The 14,547-nt window shown below is 76.3% G+C and carries 12 protein-coding genes; 10 read left to right on the top strand and 2 right to left on the bottom strand.

Annotated elements, in window-relative coordinates:
• Window positions 1-43 precede the first annotated feature (43 nt).
• Window positions 44-811, bottom strand: coding sequence for a DUF4129 domain-containing protein (locus ACPCUX_RS10105; protein ID WP_415298773.1), 768 nt, complete (start codon window positions 809-811; stop codon window positions 44-46).
• Entirely contained in the window at window positions 808-1,977 is a 1,170-nt protein-coding gene (locus ACPCUX_RS10100) for a DUF3866 family protein (protein WP_415298771.1), read from the bottom strand. Before ACPCUX_RS10100 ends, ACPCUX_RS10105 begins: the two co-directional genes overlap by 4 nt.
• 155 nt (window positions 1,978-2,132) lie before the next feature.
• Between ACPCUX_RS10100 and ACPCUX_RS10095 the strand changes: the two genes are divergently transcribed.
• The 10 genes from ACPCUX_RS10095 (at window position 2,133) to ACPCUX_RS10050 (ending at window position 14,449) form a co-directional block, all read left to right on the top strand.
• Window positions 2,133-3,086: a helix-turn-helix transcriptional regulator gene (locus ACPCUX_RS10095; protein ID WP_249355895.1), complete on the top strand. Its 954-nt coding sequence runs from the start codon at window positions 2,133-2,135 to the stop codon at window positions 3,084-3,086.
• Window positions 3,079-4,101, top strand: coding sequence for a helix-turn-helix transcriptional regulator (locus ACPCUX_RS10090; protein WP_423388665.1), 1,023 nt, complete (start codon window positions 3,079-3,081; stop codon window positions 4,099-4,101). The genes ACPCUX_RS10095 and ACPCUX_RS10090 overlap by 8 nt, the downstream gene beginning before the upstream one ends.
• Before the next feature lie 10 nt (window positions 4,102-4,111).
• The gene (locus ACPCUX_RS10085; RefSeq protein WP_034651635.1) at window positions 4,112-4,438 is read left to right on the top strand and encodes a hypothetical protein; all 327 of its coding nucleotides are present in this window, start codon (window positions 4,112-4,114) and stop codon (window positions 4,436-4,438) included.
• A gap of 125 nt (window positions 4,439-4,563) precedes the next feature.
• A complete protein-coding gene (gene tatA / locus ACPCUX_RS10080) occupies window positions 4,564-4,857 on the top strand; it encodes a Sec-independent protein translocase subunit TatA (protein ID WP_043660072.1) in 294 nt (97 codons plus the stop codon).
• 36 nt (window positions 4,858-4,893) lie between these two features.
• Window positions 4,894-5,637, top strand: coding sequence for a twin-arginine translocase subunit TatC (tatC, locus tag ACPCUX_RS10075; protein ID WP_043660075.1), 744 nt, complete (start codon window positions 4,894-4,896; stop codon window positions 5,635-5,637).
• Between the two features lie 43 nt (window positions 5,638-5,680).
• The gene (locus ACPCUX_RS10070; protein WP_423388664.1) at window positions 5,681-6,751 is read left to right on the top strand and encodes a diacylglycerol/lipid kinase family protein; all 1,071 of its coding nucleotides are present in this window, start codon (window positions 5,681-5,683) and stop codon (window positions 6,749-6,751) included.
• A 50-nt stretch (window positions 6,752-6,801) separates the two neighbouring features.
• Window positions 6,802-9,774 carry a DEAD/DEAH box helicase gene (locus ACPCUX_RS10065; protein ID WP_423388663.1) on the top strand — a complete coding sequence of 991 codons (2,973 nt, stop codon included), beginning with the start codon at window positions 6,802-6,804 and terminating at the stop codon, window positions 9,772-9,774.
• 177 nt (window positions 9,775-9,951) lie between these two features.
• A complete protein-coding gene (locus tag ACPCUX_RS10060; RefSeq protein ID WP_423388662.1) occupies window positions 9,952-11,592 on the top strand; it encodes an amidohydrolase in 1,641 nt (546 codons plus the stop codon).
• 491 nt (window positions 11,593-12,083) lie between these two features.
• Window positions 12,084-13,634: an apolipoprotein N-acyltransferase gene (gene lnt / locus ACPCUX_RS10055; protein ID WP_423388680.1), complete on the top strand. Its 1,551-nt coding sequence runs from the start codon at window positions 12,084-12,086 to the stop codon at window positions 13,632-13,634.
• The gene (locus ACPCUX_RS10050) at window positions 13,631-14,449 is read left to right on the top strand and encodes a polyprenol monophosphomannose synthase (RefSeq protein WP_085387955.1); all 819 of its coding nucleotides are present in this window, start codon (window positions 13,631-13,633) and stop codon (window positions 14,447-14,449) included. Before lnt ends, ACPCUX_RS10050 begins: the two co-directional genes overlap by 4 nt.
• Window positions 14,450-14,547: the final 98 nt, after the last annotated feature.

The raw sequence follows: 14,547 nt of genomic DNA, 5'->3' as shown, positions 1-14,547 counted from the left end.
GTCCGGTCGGTGGGGCGGAGGCGGGCCTAGCGGGCGCGGGGGTTCACGGTCGTGCTCGGTGGTCGGTGCGGGCGGCGGTGTCGGGTGGGGCGCCGAGGTCGGTCGCGATCCGGGTGAGGGCGTGGCGGGCGGCGTCGAGGTCGGTGGTGCCGAGGGGGTTCTCGCCGAAGCGTGCGCGGTGGTAGAGGCGGCGCAGGGTGGCGACGGCGTGGGGGTCGGCGGGTGTGCTGGCGAGGACGGCGGTGGTGAACTCGGTGGGGGTCTGGGCGGGGTCGCGTCGGGTGCCGGCGCGGGCGGCGGCGTGCTCGAGGGCGACCCAGGCGGCGACGACGGCGTCGTGGGGGTCGGCGTCGGGGGTGCTCAGGTGGGCGCGGACGCGGTCGACGGCGTCGCGGAGCTCGGGGACGACCTGGTCCTGCGCGAGGTGTGCGGTGTCGCCGGGTGGGGCGAGGAGGAGGTCGCGGTGGCGTCGTCGGACGAGGAGCCGTGGGAGGTGGCGGCGTGCGAGGACGACGAGGACCACGAGGACGACGGCGCCGAGGAACCACAGGAGGTAGGTGTCGAAGGACATGCCGGTCGCGTCGACGGGGATCTCGATCCGTTGCGGTGCGGTGGCGGCTTCCTGGGGCACGTTCTCGGGCGGTGGGCCGGTGGGGTCGCGGGCGAGGCTGCTGAGCCAGGCGGGTGCGTCCCAGCTCCAGGGGGCGCTGGTCGCGGCGGCGAGGACGGCCGCGAGCGCCAGGGCGGTGACGACGGTGAAGCGGGCCGGGCCGGGCCGGCGGTGGTCGTGGTCCCCCTGCGTGGTGGTCATGCGGGTCTGAGGGACTCGGCGTGGGCGCCGGCGACGGCGGCGGTGAGGAAGGCGGCGGGGTCGGTGTCGAGTCCGCGGCCCATGGTGGACAGGCGGACGGGGGTGTCGTGCAGGGCGTGGAGGAGGTCGGGTCCGGCGGGGACGTGGACGGTGTGGTGGCGGCCGGTGGGGGCGGCGAGCGCGTGGGCCTGGTGGGTGATACGGGCGGTGAGGTCGGGGCCCCAGCCGGGGAGGTTCTCGATGTCGGGGGCGGGGACGGGCAGGGGGAGGTCGCTGGGGGCGAGGGCGACGCGGCCGTAGGCGGTGAGGGAGTGGTGGGAGATGCCGAGGTGGCGGTCGCGGGGGTCGGCGCCGGAGACGCGCAGGGAGGCGACGGGTCGGCCGCGGAGGGTGGCGACGGCGTTGAGGGCTTCTCCGGCGGCGACGCCGGAGAAGCCCCAGCGGGTGCCGGTGCCGAGGTTGCCGGGTCCTTGGGCGACGACGACGAGGTCGGCGCCGGTGACGTGGTGGGCGGCGAGGAGGCCGGTGTGGACGGTGACGGCTTCGAGGTCGCCGCCGAAGGCTTGGCCGACGGTGATGCAGGTGTCGATCCAGCCGGTGTCGCGCAGGGTGGCGATGGTGCGGGAGAACGCGGCGGGCAGGGCGCCGCCGTCGGTCATGACGTAGGCGATGCGGGGGGTGGGGCGGCCTGCGAGCGCCGCGGCGTGGCGGGCGCCGGCGACGACGGCGGGCAGGGCGGAGTGGAGGTCGGCGACGACGACGGGGGTGTGGGCGAGGTCGTCGGCGTCGCGCAGGGTGTCGTGGTGGGGGGACTCCTGCTCGTCGACGCCGAGGACGAGGGCTTGCAGGGGGGTGTAGCGGGCCTTGACGAGGTGGCCGGGTCCGGGTGCGGGATCGGGCGGGAGGGGGGTGGCGGGCTGGGCGGGGCCGACGACGAGGGCGTAGCCGCCGGTGCCGAGGCCGCGGGCGAGGGCGGAGACGTTGAGGAGGACGTGGTCGCCGGGGTGGGGGGTGCCGACGAGCTGTGTGTAGGCGAGGGCGCGCACGGTGGCGTGGGGGTCGTCGGGCCGTCCGGGCAGGGGTGTGTGGAGCTTGACGTCGAGCTCTTGGGCTCCGGTCCAGGCCTTCGCGTGCGACACCACGGTCGCGGTCCGCCACGTGATCACGCGGCACACCCTATCGACCGACTAGCGTGGTGCCGATGTCCGAGCCCACTGCTGCCTCCGCGCCCTCCGTCGCGTCGTCGTCGGGGGGTTCGTCGACGAACCCTGCGGCGCGTCTGCTGAACCTGGTGATCGCGTTGGTGAACACGAACGCGTCGATGACGAAGCAGCAGATCCGGTCGAGCGTGGCGGGGTACGGGGACGCCCCCTCGCCCGACGCGTTCGAACGGATGTTCGAGCGGGACAAGGACACGTTGCGCGACCTCGGTATCCCGATCGTCACGGTGGACGCGGGCGGGCACGCGGACGAGGTGGGGTACCGGATCGACCAGGACGCGTACGCGCTGCCGGCGGTGGACCTCACGCCGGCGGAGCTCGGGGTGCTGGCGCTGGCGGCGCAGTTCTGGCAGGACAAGACGCTGCGGACGGACATCTCCCGGGCGCTGACGAAGCTGCGGGCGGCCGGTGCGGGGGAGACCGCGATGGACGTCGTGGCGGGTCTGGCGCCACGGGTGCGGGCGGTGGGGGACGCGTACGCGACGCTCATGGACGCGATCTCGGCGCGGCGCGTGGTGTCGTTCACGTACCGGGCGGCGAGCACGGGCGAGGTGCGGCCGCGCCGGGTGCAGCCGTGGCGCATCGCGGCGCGGCGCGGCGGCTGGTACCTGGTGGGCCTGGACCTGGACCGGGGCGCGCCGCGGTCCTACCGGCTGAGCCGGGTGGAGGGCCGGGTGCGGGCGTCGGGGCCGCGGGACGCGTTCGAGGTGCCGGCGCACGTGGACGTGGACGCGGCGCTGGGCACGCGCGACGCGGGCGGGCTGGCGCGCCTCGCGGTGGTGCCCGAGCGCGCGGGGGCGCTGCGGGCGCGCGGTACGGTCGTGGGCTCGGTGCCGGACGCGCGCGCGGGCGACGGCGCGGGCCGCGACGTGATCGAGGTGGCGTACGACGTGCGGTACGCGATGGCGGACGAGGTCGTGGGGTACGGGGACGCGGTGCTGGTGCTGGGCCCGCCGGACCTGCGCGAGGCGGTCGTGCGGCGGCTGCGCGACGCGGCGGCGTTGGCGACGGGCCCGGCCGACGGCGCCGGACAGGCGGAGGTGGAGCGTGGCTGAGCGCGCGGACGACCGGCTGGTGCGCCTGCTGGGCATCGTGGCGTACCTCGACGGGGCGGGCCCGGTGCCGGTGGGCGAGCTCGCACGGCACTTCGGCGTCAGCGAGCGCCAGGTCCTGGACGACGTCGACGCCCTGTGGGTGTCGGGCACGCCCGGGTACTGGCCCGACGACCTCATCGACTTCGACGCGGACTCGATCGAGCGCGGCGTCGTGCGCCTCACCGAGGCCCGCGGCATGACCCGCCCGCTGCGCCTCGGCACGCGCGAGGCGGTCGCGCTCATCGCGGCGCTGCGCGCGATGCGGGAGACGGCGGCGGTGCAGGCCGACCCGGAGCGTGCGGGCGTCGTGGAGTCGGTGCTGCGCAAGCTGACCGACGCGACCGGGGAGGCCGCGGCGGCGCTCGACGTGCAGCTCGCACCCGAGGGCGACCCGCGCGTGGTCGCGGCCATCACGAGCGCGCTCGTCGCGGGCCACCGGCTGCGCATCCGGTACGTCACCGCCGCGGACGAGGAGTCCGAGCGCGAGGTCGACCCTGTGTCCCTGCACACGCAGGACGAGCACGCCTACCTGCTCGCGTGGTGCCACCGGGCCCGCGGGCGGCGCACGTTCCGCGTCGACCGCATCCTGGCCGCGACCGAGCTCGACCAGGCCGTCGAGGGGCACGACGTCGACCCCGACGTGGACTTCACGCCCACCGGGGACGCGCCCCTCGCGACCATCACGTTCGCCAGCCCCGCGCGCGCCGTGGCCGAGCAGGTCCCCGTGGAGTCGGTGCGCAACCTGCCGGGCGGCGCGTTCGAGGTGCGGCTGCGCGTCACCAACCCGGTGTGGCTGCGCCAGCTCCTCACCGAGCGCGCCCGCCACGTCCTGGCCGTCGAGCCGGCCGCCGTCGCGCAGGACGTGCGCGAGGCCGCGAGCGCCGCCCTGGCCGCGTACGCCGACCTGCCCGGCGACGCGCCGGGTGAGGCACCGCACGAGGGGGGCGGGCGCTCGGGCGAGCGGCCCGCTGACTAGGGTGGGCGGCATGTGGTTCTGGGTGTGGACGGTGCTCGTGGTGGGCACCCTGGTGGGCGCGTTCTTCCTCGCGCGGCGCCTGTGGCGCTCCGTCAAGGGCCTGGGACGCGAGCTGTCGCGCGCGTCGCAGGTCGCGGCGGACCTCGGTGCGCGGGCGGACGAGCTGGCGCGCGCCCAGCAGGAGGCGCAGCCCTCGACCGCGCCCACGCTGTTCGACGACCCGGTCGAGCTGCGCGCCCGGGTGGACGTGCTCCGCGCAGACCGCGAGGAGCGGCGCGTGCAGCGGCGTCGCCGCGACGAGCAGGTGTGGTCCCGCTGGCGGCGGTTCAACGCCTGACGGGCGCCCGTCGCGACCGTGCGCGGCGCTCGGGCGACGCCTCGGGGCGCAAGGACCGTGACCTATGATGGCGCGAAGAGCAACGTCGCCCCTGGCCACCCACGAGTAGGTAGTAGGTTCCCGCCGTGAACATCCTTCGTCACCCCGCGACGATCGTCGTCCTCATCCTCCTGGTCCTGCTGCTCTTCGGGTCGAAGCGGCTCCCCGACATGGCGCGCTCCGTCGGCCAGTCGCTGAAGATCTTCAAGAAGGAGGTCAAGGACCTGCGCGAGGACGACGACACGACGACGACCACGACGCCGTCGGGCACCACCGCGACGACGAGCACCGGCACCACCACCGGCGCGACGGGCACGGGTGCGACGAGCGTGACGGGGGGCACGGCGTCGTCCACGCAGGACGACACCCCCAAGGCGTAGTCGGTGTCCCGCACTCCCCGCGACCCCGAGGGGCGCATGCCCCTGCGCGAGCATCTCGTCGAGATTCGCAAGCGCCTCTTCCTCGCCGCGATCGGCATCGTCTTGGGCGCCGTCGTCGGGTGGATCGTGTACGAGCCGGTGCTGCAGGCGCTGCAGCAGCCGCTCGTCGACGCCGCCGAGCGCCGTAACGTCCTGACGGGCCTGAACTTCGAGGGCGTCGCCACGGCCATCGACATGAAGGTCAAGGTCTCCCTGTTCCTCGGCGTCCTGCTGTCGAGCCCGTGGTGGCTGTACCAGCTCTTCGCGTTCATCACGCCCGGCCTGACGTCCAAGGAGAAGCGGTACGCGTTCGGGTTCATCGGCGCCGCCGTCCCGCTGTTCCTCGCCGGCGTCGCGCTCGCGTGGGTCATGCTGCCGCGCGCGGTCGCGCTCCTCAACGAGTTCGTGCCCGACGGCAGCGCGAACCTCATCAACGCCCAGATGTACCTCGGGTTCGTCATGCGCCTCATGCTCGCGTTCGGCATCGCGTTCCTCGTGCCCGTGATCATGGTCGCGCTCAACACGATGGGCGTGGTGCGCGCCGCGACGTGGCTCGCCGGGTGGCGCTGGGCCGTGCTCATCTCGTTCCTGTTCGCCGCGATCATGACGCCCACGCCCGACGTGCTCACCATGTTCTGCGTCGCGCTGCCCATCTGCGCCCTGTACTTCCTCGCCTACGGGATCTCCGTCCTGCACGACCGGCGCGTCGACCAGCGCGACGCCGCACGGCTCGCCCTGTGAGCACCCCGCCCCGACCGCGCCCCACCGGGCGCGGGGGCCGCGCGTGAGCACGGTCGCGCTCGTCGTCAACCCGACGGCCGGGCGCGGGCGGGGCCGCACCGCAGGCTCACGCACCGCCGAGGCGCTCACCGCGGCCGGGCACGACGTCCTCGACCTCAGCGCCCCCAGCCTGCCCCTCGCCCAGGAGTCCGCCGACGCCGCCGTCCGCGGCACCGGCGCGACACCGGGCGTGGACGCGCTCGTCGTCGTCGGCGGCGACGGCATGGTGCACGTCGGCGTCAACGCCACCGCGGGCACCGGCGTGCCGCTCGGCGTCGTCGCCGTGGGGACCGGCAACGACTTCGCGCACGCCCTCGACCTGCCCACCGGCCGCCCCGACCGCTGCGTCGACGCCCTCCTGGGCGCGCTCGGGCCCGCCGCGAGCGCCGGGGCGCGCGTGCGCGTGGTCGACGCCGCCCGGGTCGCGGGCGAGCACGTGCCCGCCGCGCGCTGGTACGCGGGCGTGCTGTCCGCCGGGATCGACGCCGCGGTGAACGCGCACGCCAACGCCGCGACCTGGCCACGTGGACGGTCCCGGTACGCGCGCTCCGCCCTGACGGAGATCACCCGCTACCGGCCCTACGGGTACCGCGTCACGGTGCGCGGCGTGCCCGCGGGCGACGACGTGCCGGACGTCCTCGCCGGGGCGCCCCTGCTGCCCGCGCCCGACGCCGCGCAGCACCCCGACGCGGCCGGCGGCCCGGACGGGCGGGCGTTCGTGTGGGAGTCGCCGGGCGCGCTCGTCGCCGTCGCGAACAGCCCCCGCTTCGGCGGCGGGGTCCGCGTCGCGCCCGACGCCGCCCCCGACGACGGCCTGCTGGACGTCGTCGTCGCAGGCCCGCTCGGGCGGTGGGGCGCCGCGCGCGTCTTCCCCGGCATGTACGCGGGGCGCCACCTCGCCCACCGCGCGGTCGGGACCGTGCGCGCGACGTCGGTCACGGTGGAGCCGACCGCCGCGGGCGCCGCGCCGCCGCACGCGTTCGCCGACGGGGAGCACCTCGGGCCGCTGCCGCTGCGCGTCGACGTCGTCCCCGGGGCGCTGCGCGTGCTCGACGCCGCCGTCCCTACCCGCTGAGCAGGGGGCTCTCGACCGGCGAGGTGGGCGGCGGACCGTAGGCTGACGGCATGACGGCCGACGAATCGCCCGCCGCCCGCTACGCCGCGTCCCGGGCCCGCCAGGCGGCGTCCCGCACGCGGCTCGCGGACTTCCGGCAGGTGCTCGACTTCCCCCTCGACGACTTCCAGGTGCGCGCGTGCGAGGCGCTCGAGGAGGGCCGCGGCGTGCTCGTCGCCGCGCCCACGGGCGCCGGGAAGACGGTCGTGGGCGAGTTCGCGGTCCACCTCGCCCTCGCGAGCGGGCGCAAGGCGTTCTACACCACCCCCATCAAGGCGCTGTCCAACCAGAAGTACGCCGACCTCGTGCGCCGCCACGGCGCCGACTCCGTGGGCCTGCTCACCGGTGACACGACGATCAACGGGGAGGCGCCCGTCGTCGTCATGACGACCGAGGTGCTGCGCAACATGCTCTACGCGGGGTCGCGCACCCTGGACGGGCTCGCGTACGTCGTCATGGACGAGGTGCACTACCTCGCCGACCGGTTCCGCGGGCCCGTGTGGGAAGAGGTGATCATCCACCTGCCCGACGACGTGCAGCTCGTGTCCCTGTCCGCGACCGTGTCCAACGCGGAGGAGTTCGGCGACTGGCTGGAGATGGTGCGCGGCGACACGACCGTCGTCGTCAGCGAGCGCCGGCCCGTGCCGCTGTGGCAGCACGTCCTCGTCGCGTCCGCGAACCCCGCGGCCGGGGTCGCGCACGCGGGCGGCGGGCGCGCGCCCGGCGCGGACCTGCTCGACCTGTACGCCGGGACGGTGGACCCCACCGACCCGGGTGTGAACCCGCCCATCAACCCCGACCTGCTCGCCGCGTTCCGCACCGCGCCCCGCACCGGCGGCCCCGGGACGGGCGGACGGCGGGGGTCTGGCGACCGCGGGTACCGGGGCCGCGGCGGGCGTCGCCCGGGACCGGACCGGTCCGTCGTCGGGCGGCGCACCCCCGCCCGGTTCGCCGTCGTGGACGCGCTCGACGCGGACGGGCTGCTGCCCGCGATCTACTTCATCTTCTCCCGCGCCGGGTGCGAGGGCGCCGTGCAGCAGTGCCTCACCGCAGGCCTGCGTCTGACGTCGCCCGCGGAGGAGGCCGAGATCCGGCGCGTCGCGGAGGAGCGCACCGCGACCATCCCCACCGAGGACCTGGAGGTCCTCGGGTACTGGACGTGGACGGAGTCCCTCGCGCGCGGCATCGCGGCCCACCACGCGGGCCTGCTGCCCGTGTTCAAGGAGACGGTCGAGGAGCTGTTCAGCCGCGGCCTCATCAAGGTCGTGTTCGCCACCGAGACGCTCGCGCTCGGCATCAACATGCCCGCCCGGTCCGTCGCGCTGGAGAAGCTCGTCAAGTGGGACGGCACCGCGCACGTCGACGTCACCCCGGGGGAGTACACCCAGCTCACCGGGCGCGCCGGGCGGCGCGGCATCGACGTCGAGGGGCACGCCGTCGTCGTCGACCACGCCGGCCTGGACCCGGTGCACCTCGCGGGTCTGGCGTCCAAGCGCCTGTACCCGCTGCGCTCGAGCTTCCGGCCCACGTACAACATGGCGGTCAACCTCGTCGCGCAGGTCGGGCGCGACCGGGCGCGCGAGGTCCTGGAGACGTCGTTCGCGCAGTTCCAGGCCGACCGGGGCGTCGTCGGCCTGGCCAAGCAGGCGCAGGCGCACGCCGAGGCCCTCGACGGGTACGCGCAGGCGATGACGTGCGACCGCGGCGACTTCGCCGAGTACGCGGCGCTGCGGCGGCGCATCACCGCGCGCGAGGGCGACCTGTCGCGCGCCGCGAGCCGGTCGCGCCGCGCCGAGGTCGTCGCCGCGTTCGAGCGGCTGCGGCCCGGGGACGTCGTCGAGGTGCCGTCCGGGCGGCGCGCGGGCTACGTCGTCGTGCTCGACCCGGGGGAGGGCGCCGGGTTCGACGGGCCGCGCCCCACCGTCCTCACGCAGGACCGCCAGGTGAAGAAGCTCACCGTCGCCGACGCGCCCGGCGGGATCCGCACCGTCGCGCGCGTGCGCATCCCCAAGACGTTCAACGCGCGCGTGCCCGCCCAGCGGCGCGACCTCGCCTCCACCCTGCGCAACGCGCTCGGCGCGCTCGACGAGCCGGGCACGCGCCCCGGCCGCACCACCCGTGCCCGGTCCGGCGCGGCCGACGACGCCCAGCTCGCGCGCCTGCGCGCCCAGCTGCGCGCCCACCCGTGCCACGACTGCCCCGACCGGGAGGACCACGCCCGCTGGGCGGAGCGGTGGGCGCGGCTGAAGAAGGAGCACGACCAGCTCGTGCGGCGCGTCGAGGGCCGCACCGGCTCCATCGCGCGCGTCTTCGACCGCATCTGCGACGTCCTCGTCACGCTCGGCTACCTCGCGCCCGCCGCGCCCGCTCAGGACCCGGCCGCACCGCTCGAGGACGCCCTCGACGAGGAGGAGACCCCCGGCGGCCCGCCCACCGGCCGCGCCGCCCGCGAGGCCGCGCGCACCGGGCTGCAGGTCACTCCCGACGGGCAGTGGCTGCGCCGCCTCTACGCCGAGAACGACCTGCTCCTGGCCGAGTGCCTGCGCCGCGGCGTGTGGGAGGACCTCGACGCCCCCGCCCTCGCCGCCGTCGTGTCCACGTGCGTGTACGCCGGGCGCCGCGAGGACCACGGCGAGCCCGACGTCCCCGGCGGCCCCCAGGGCAGGCTGGCGCGCGCGCTCGAGGCCACCACGCGCGTGTGGTCCGAGGTCGACGACCTCGAGGACGAGCACGACATCGACGCGACCGGGCCGCTCGACGAGGGCCTCGTCACCGCCGTGCACCGCTGGGCCGTCGGGCGCAGCCTCGACGCCGTGCTGCGCGGCTCCGAGATCGCGGCCGGCGACTTCGTGCGCTGGTGCAAGCAGGTCATCGACGTCCTCGACCAGGTCGCGGGCGCCGCCCCCACCCCCGAGGTCCGCCGCACCGCACGCCAGGCGATCGACCGCCTGCGCCGCGGCGTCGTCGCCTACTCCAGCGTCTGAGCGCCCCCGCCCGGGCGGCACCCCCGTCCGCCGGGGCGCGGGGTCGGCTCGGAGGCTGGCTCAGAGAGTCGGCGCAGGGACCGGCCGGCGTGACGTGCACGACACGCGCCCCGACCTGCGCCGACGCCGCCACCGGGCGGTGAAGCACAACGGGTTGTGGCGGTATCGTGAAGGACTGTGGCCTCAACCCTGTACCGCGGCGGCGTGATCCACTCCCCGGCCGACCCGTTCGCGGAAGCGCTCCTCGTCGACGACGGCGTCATCGCCTGGATCGGTGCCGACGACACGGCCGACGGGCTCGCCGCCCGCGCCGACCGCGTCATCGACCTCGACGGGGCGCTCGTCGCCCCCGGGTTCGTCGACGCCCACGTCCACCTGCTCGAGGTCGGGCTCGCCCTGGCCGGCGTCGACCTGTCCGCGAGCGCCGGCGTGACGTCGCTCGCGGCCGCGCTCGACGCCGTCGCGAAGGCCGCGGCCGGCGCGCACGAGGACGACGTCGTGCTCGCGTTCGGGTGGGACGAGCGGTCCTGGCCCGAGGGGCGGCCCCCGACGCGCGAGGAGCTCGACGCCGCGGCGGGCGGCCGGGCGGTGTACGCGGCGCGGGTCGACGTGCACTCCGCAGTGGTGTCCACGACGCTCGCGCGCCGCTGCGCGCTCGAGACGCGGCCCGGGTGGGACGAGTCGGGCTGGGTCGCGGGGGAGGCGCACCACGTCGCGCGCGACGTCGCCCGGGCGGTGTCCCCGGCGCGGCGCACGGACCTGTACCGCACGGCGCTGCGGGCCGCGGCCGAGCAGGGCGTGGTGTCGGTGCACGAGATGAGCGCCCCGCACATCGACACGCGCGCCGGGCTGCGGGAGATCCTCGCCCTCACGTCGGACGCGTCGTCGGGCCTGCCGCACGTCGTGGGGTACCGGGGCGAGCTGTGCGCCACGGCCGACGACGCCCGCGCGCTCCTCGCGGACGTGCCCGGCCTCGCGGGCATCGCGGGCGACCTCAACGTCGACGGGTCGATCGGGTCCCGCACGGCGGCGATGCGGCTGCCCTACCAGGACGGGCCGGACCGCGGCGACCGCGGGAACCTGTATCTCACGGCGGAGCAGATCGCGGACCACCTGTCCGCGGTCGCGGCGGCCGGCACGCAGGGCGGGTTCCACGTCATCGGGGACCGTGCGATGGACGAGCTCGTGCGCGGGCTAGGCCTCGCGGCCGAGGCGCACGGGCAGGGCGCGGTGCGCGCGGCGTGGCACCGGGTCGAGCACGCGCTGTTCGTCGACGCGACCGCGCTCGCCACGCTCCTGCTGTACGGGGTGAGCCTGAGCATCCAGCCCGCGTTCGACGCCGCGTGGGGCGGCCCGGACGGCATGTACGCCGCGCGCGTGGGGGCGATGCGGGCGCAGGGCCTGAGCCCCTTCGCCGACCTCGCGGGTGCGGGCGTGCCGCTGGCGTTCGGGTCGGACGCGCCGGTGACGCGGATCGACCCGTGGGCGGGCGTGCTCGCCGCGATGTCGCACGTCGACCCGGACCAGCAGATCTCGGCCCGTGCCGCGTTCCGTGCGCACACGCGCGGCGGGTGGCGCATCGCCGGGCTCGACCACACCGGCGCCGGGCAGCTGCGCGTGGGGGCGCCCGCGCACCTCGCGGTGTGGCGCGGCGAGCACCTCGTGGTGCAGGGCGCGCTGGGCCGCACGACGTCGTCGTGGAGCACCGACGCGCGCGCGGGGCAGCCGCTGCTGCCCGAGCTCGGGCCGGACGTGCCGCGACCGCGGTGCCTGCAGACCGTGCGGGCCGGAGTGCCCCTGTTCGACACCTTCGTCTGATCGCTCCCGCTTGACAGGGCGGTGAGCCGGAGTAGTTTCGACAGGGTGTTCCGGCCCCCGTGGCCGCAGGGGGATCAGCCACCGACGACGACCCCTCGGCGTGCCGCGCCGGGTACCTGGCCGGGCTCGCGCGCTCAGTAGAAAACGTGCTCCGCCGGTGGCGGCGTCGTACGGGCCGAAGGGCGCGCGAGCCCGCACACACTCCCTTCCCACCCCCGCCGACCTTCCGCGGAGGGCGGCGGCCCGCCAGGTCTTCGTGCAGGTCCGTGGCGTAGGGTGCACCCGTGCACGCCCCCGAGCCCCCGGCCGCTCCCGCCGGGCGATCCCGCCCCGCAGGCACGGCCGCCCGTGCGCCCGAGATCGGCACGCCTCACGACCGGCAGCCCGACGCTGGGCCGGACGCCGGACCGAACGCACGGCCCGACGGCCGATCCGAGCGCGAGGTCCCCGCGGGTTCGTCGCCCGCCGTCCCGTCGCGGCCCCTGACGCTCCTGCTCGCCCTCGCGGGCGGCCTGCTCACCGACACCGCGTTCCCCGACCGCGGGTGGTGGCCGCTCGCGTTCGTCGGCGTGGCCGCCCTGTTCTGGGCGCTGCGCCGCGACGGCGCGCGCTGGGGCTTCCTCGTGGGCCTGGTGTGGGGCTTGGCGTTCTTCCTGCCGCACCTGTGGTGGGCGAACTACGCGACCGAGACCGTGCCGTGGCTCGCGCTGTCCGTCATGGAGGCGTGCTTCGTCGGGCTGCTCGGTGCCGCGTGGGTCTGGGCGCGCCGCTGGTCGTGGCTCGCGGGGCACCCCGGGCGGCAGGCCGTCGCGTTCGCGGTGCTGTTCGTCGGGGCCGAGCAGGCGCGCACCGAGGTGCCGTTCGGCGGGTTCCCCTGGGGCCGGCTCGCGTTCTCCCAGGCGGACTCCCCGCTGGGTCGCGCGGCGTGGCTCGGGGGAGAGGTCCTCGTGTCGCTGCTCGTCGCGCTCGTCGGGGCGCTGCTCGCGGTCGCGGTGCTCGCCGTGCTGCGCCGCCGTGACGTCGTGACCGGCGCCGTCGTCCCCGTGGCCGTCGCGGCCGCGCTCGTGGTCGCACCGCTGCTCGTGCCGCTCGACACGCGCGCCGAGGCGGGCACGCTCGCCGTCGGGGCCGTGCAGGGCAACGTGGGCGAGCCCGGGCTCGGGTCGTTCGCGAACCGGGCCGAGGTGCTGAACAACCACCTGCAGGGCACGCTCGCGCTCCTCGACGACGTCGAGCCGGGCGACCTCGACGTCGTGCTGTGGCCCGAGAACGGGTCCGACCTCGACCCGCAGACCACGCCCGAGGTGGCGCGCGCCATCGACGACGTCGCGCAGGAGGTCGGCGCGCCGATCCTCGTCGGCGCGCAGGAGTACCCCGAGACCGGCGGGCGGTACAACGTGTCGCTCCTGTGGGAGCCGGGCACCGGTGTCGTCGACCGCTACGCCAAGCAGCACCCGGCGCCGTTCGGCGAGTACATCCCGCTGCGCTCCCTGCTGCGCGTGTTCTCCGACCAGGTCGACCGCGTGAGCATCGACATGATCGCGGGCACCGAGACCGGCGTCGTCGACCTCGACGCGCCCCGCCTGGGGCGCACGGTGCCGCTCGGCGTCGTCATCTGCTTCGAGGTCGCCTACGACGGCCTCGTGAACGACGCGGTCGACGCGGGCGCCGAGCTGCTCGTCGTGCCGACCAACAACGCCTCGTTCGGGTACACCGCCGAGTCGACGCAGCAGCTCGCGATGTCGCGGCTGCGCGCCGTGTCGACGGGCCGCGCGACCGTGCAGGTCTCGACCGTCGGCGTCAGCGGCGTCATCGCCCCCGACGGCACGCTCCTGCAGAGCACGGGCCTGTTCACCGCCGACCAGATGGTCGCCGACCTGCCGCTGCGCACGAGCCTCACGCCTGCCGTGCGGGCCGGGGACTGGCCGGGCCGCGTCGTCGAGCTCCTCGCCCTGGGTCTCCTCGCCGCGGGCGTCGTCACCGTCGTCCGCGAGCGCCGCACCCGGACCGCCCCGGCGCCGGCCGGGGACGAGGCACCGTGAGCCCGCGCGCGGGGGAGGGCGGCGTCCCGGGCGGGCGCGTGCTCGTCGTCGTGCCCACGTACGACGAGGCGCTGACCCTGCCGGGCACGCTCGCGCGCCTGCGTGCCGCGGTCCCGGACGCGGACGTGCTCGTCGTGGACGACGCGAGCCCGGACGGGACGGGTGACCTCGCCGACGCCGCGGCCGCCGTCGACCCGGGCGTGCACGTGCTGCACCGGGCCGGGAAGGAGGGCCTGGGCGCCGCGTACGTCGCGGGGTTCGGGTGGGGCCTGGACGCCGGGTACGACGTGCTCGTGGAGATGGACGCCGACGGCTCCCACCAGCCGGAGCAGCTGCCAGCCCTGCTCGCCGCCCTCGGCCCCGCCACGGCGGACGGCGCGCACGACGGCGCGGACCTCGTCATCGGGTCGCGCTGGGTCCCGGGCGGGCGCGTGGAGAACTGGCCGCGGCACCGCGAGGTGCTCTCGCGCGCGGGCAACGCGTACGTGCGCCTCGCGCTGGGGCTGCACCTGGGCGACGCGACGGCGGGCTACCGCGCCTACCGCGCGTCCGCGCTGCGCGCCGTCGACCTCGCGAGCGTGGAGTCGCACGGGTACTGCTTCCAGGTCGACATGGCGTGGCGGGTCGTGCGGACGGGGGGCCGCGCGACGGAGGTGCCGATCACGTTCGTCGAGCGCACGGCGGGGCGGTCGAAGATGAGCCGCGCGATCGTCACCGAGGCGCTGTGGAAGGTCACGGTCTGGGGTGCCCGACGGCGCGCGGCCCAGCTCGCGAGCCTCGCGCGGTCGGTCGCGGGGCGGCGCGGCACGCGCTGAGACGTCCCCGCGGTGAGACGTCCCCGGGGTGATGGCCGCGACGCAGAGAGGCCCGGACCCCCTCGCGGGGGTCCGGGCCTCTCGTGACGGGCGCGGCG

Source organism: Cellulosimicrobium sp. AB352, assembly GCF_049538415.1.
In the GTDB taxonomy this organism is placed as follows: Bacteria; Actinomycetota; Actinomycetes; order Actinomycetales; family Cellulomonadaceae; genus Cellulosimicrobium; species Cellulosimicrobium funkei.
This window is presented reverse-complemented; position numbering and strand designations above follow the sequence as displayed.

Bases quoted from the DNA above. Each gene is read 5' to 3' on its own strand.
- ACPCUX_RS10105 (WP_415298773.1), bottom strand. From the start codon at position 811: ATGACCACCACGCAGGGGGACCACGACCACCGCCGGCCCGGCCCGGCC.
- ACPCUX_RS10095 (WP_249355895.1), top strand. From the start codon at position 2,133: ATGACGAAGCAGCAGATCCGGTCGAGCGTGGCGGGGTACGGGGACGCC.
- ACPCUX_RS10085 (WP_034651635.1), top strand. From the start codon at position 4,112: ATGTGGTTCTGGGTGTGGACGGTGCTCGTGGTGGGCACCCTGGTGGGC.
- tatC (WP_043660075.1), top strand. From the start codon at position 4,894: ATGCCCCTGCGCGAGCATCTCGTCGAGATTCGCAAGCGCCTCTTCCTC.
- ACPCUX_RS10065 (WP_423388663.1), top strand. From the start codon at position 6,802: ATGACGGCCGACGAATCGCCCGCCGCCCGCTACGCCGCGTCCCGGGCC.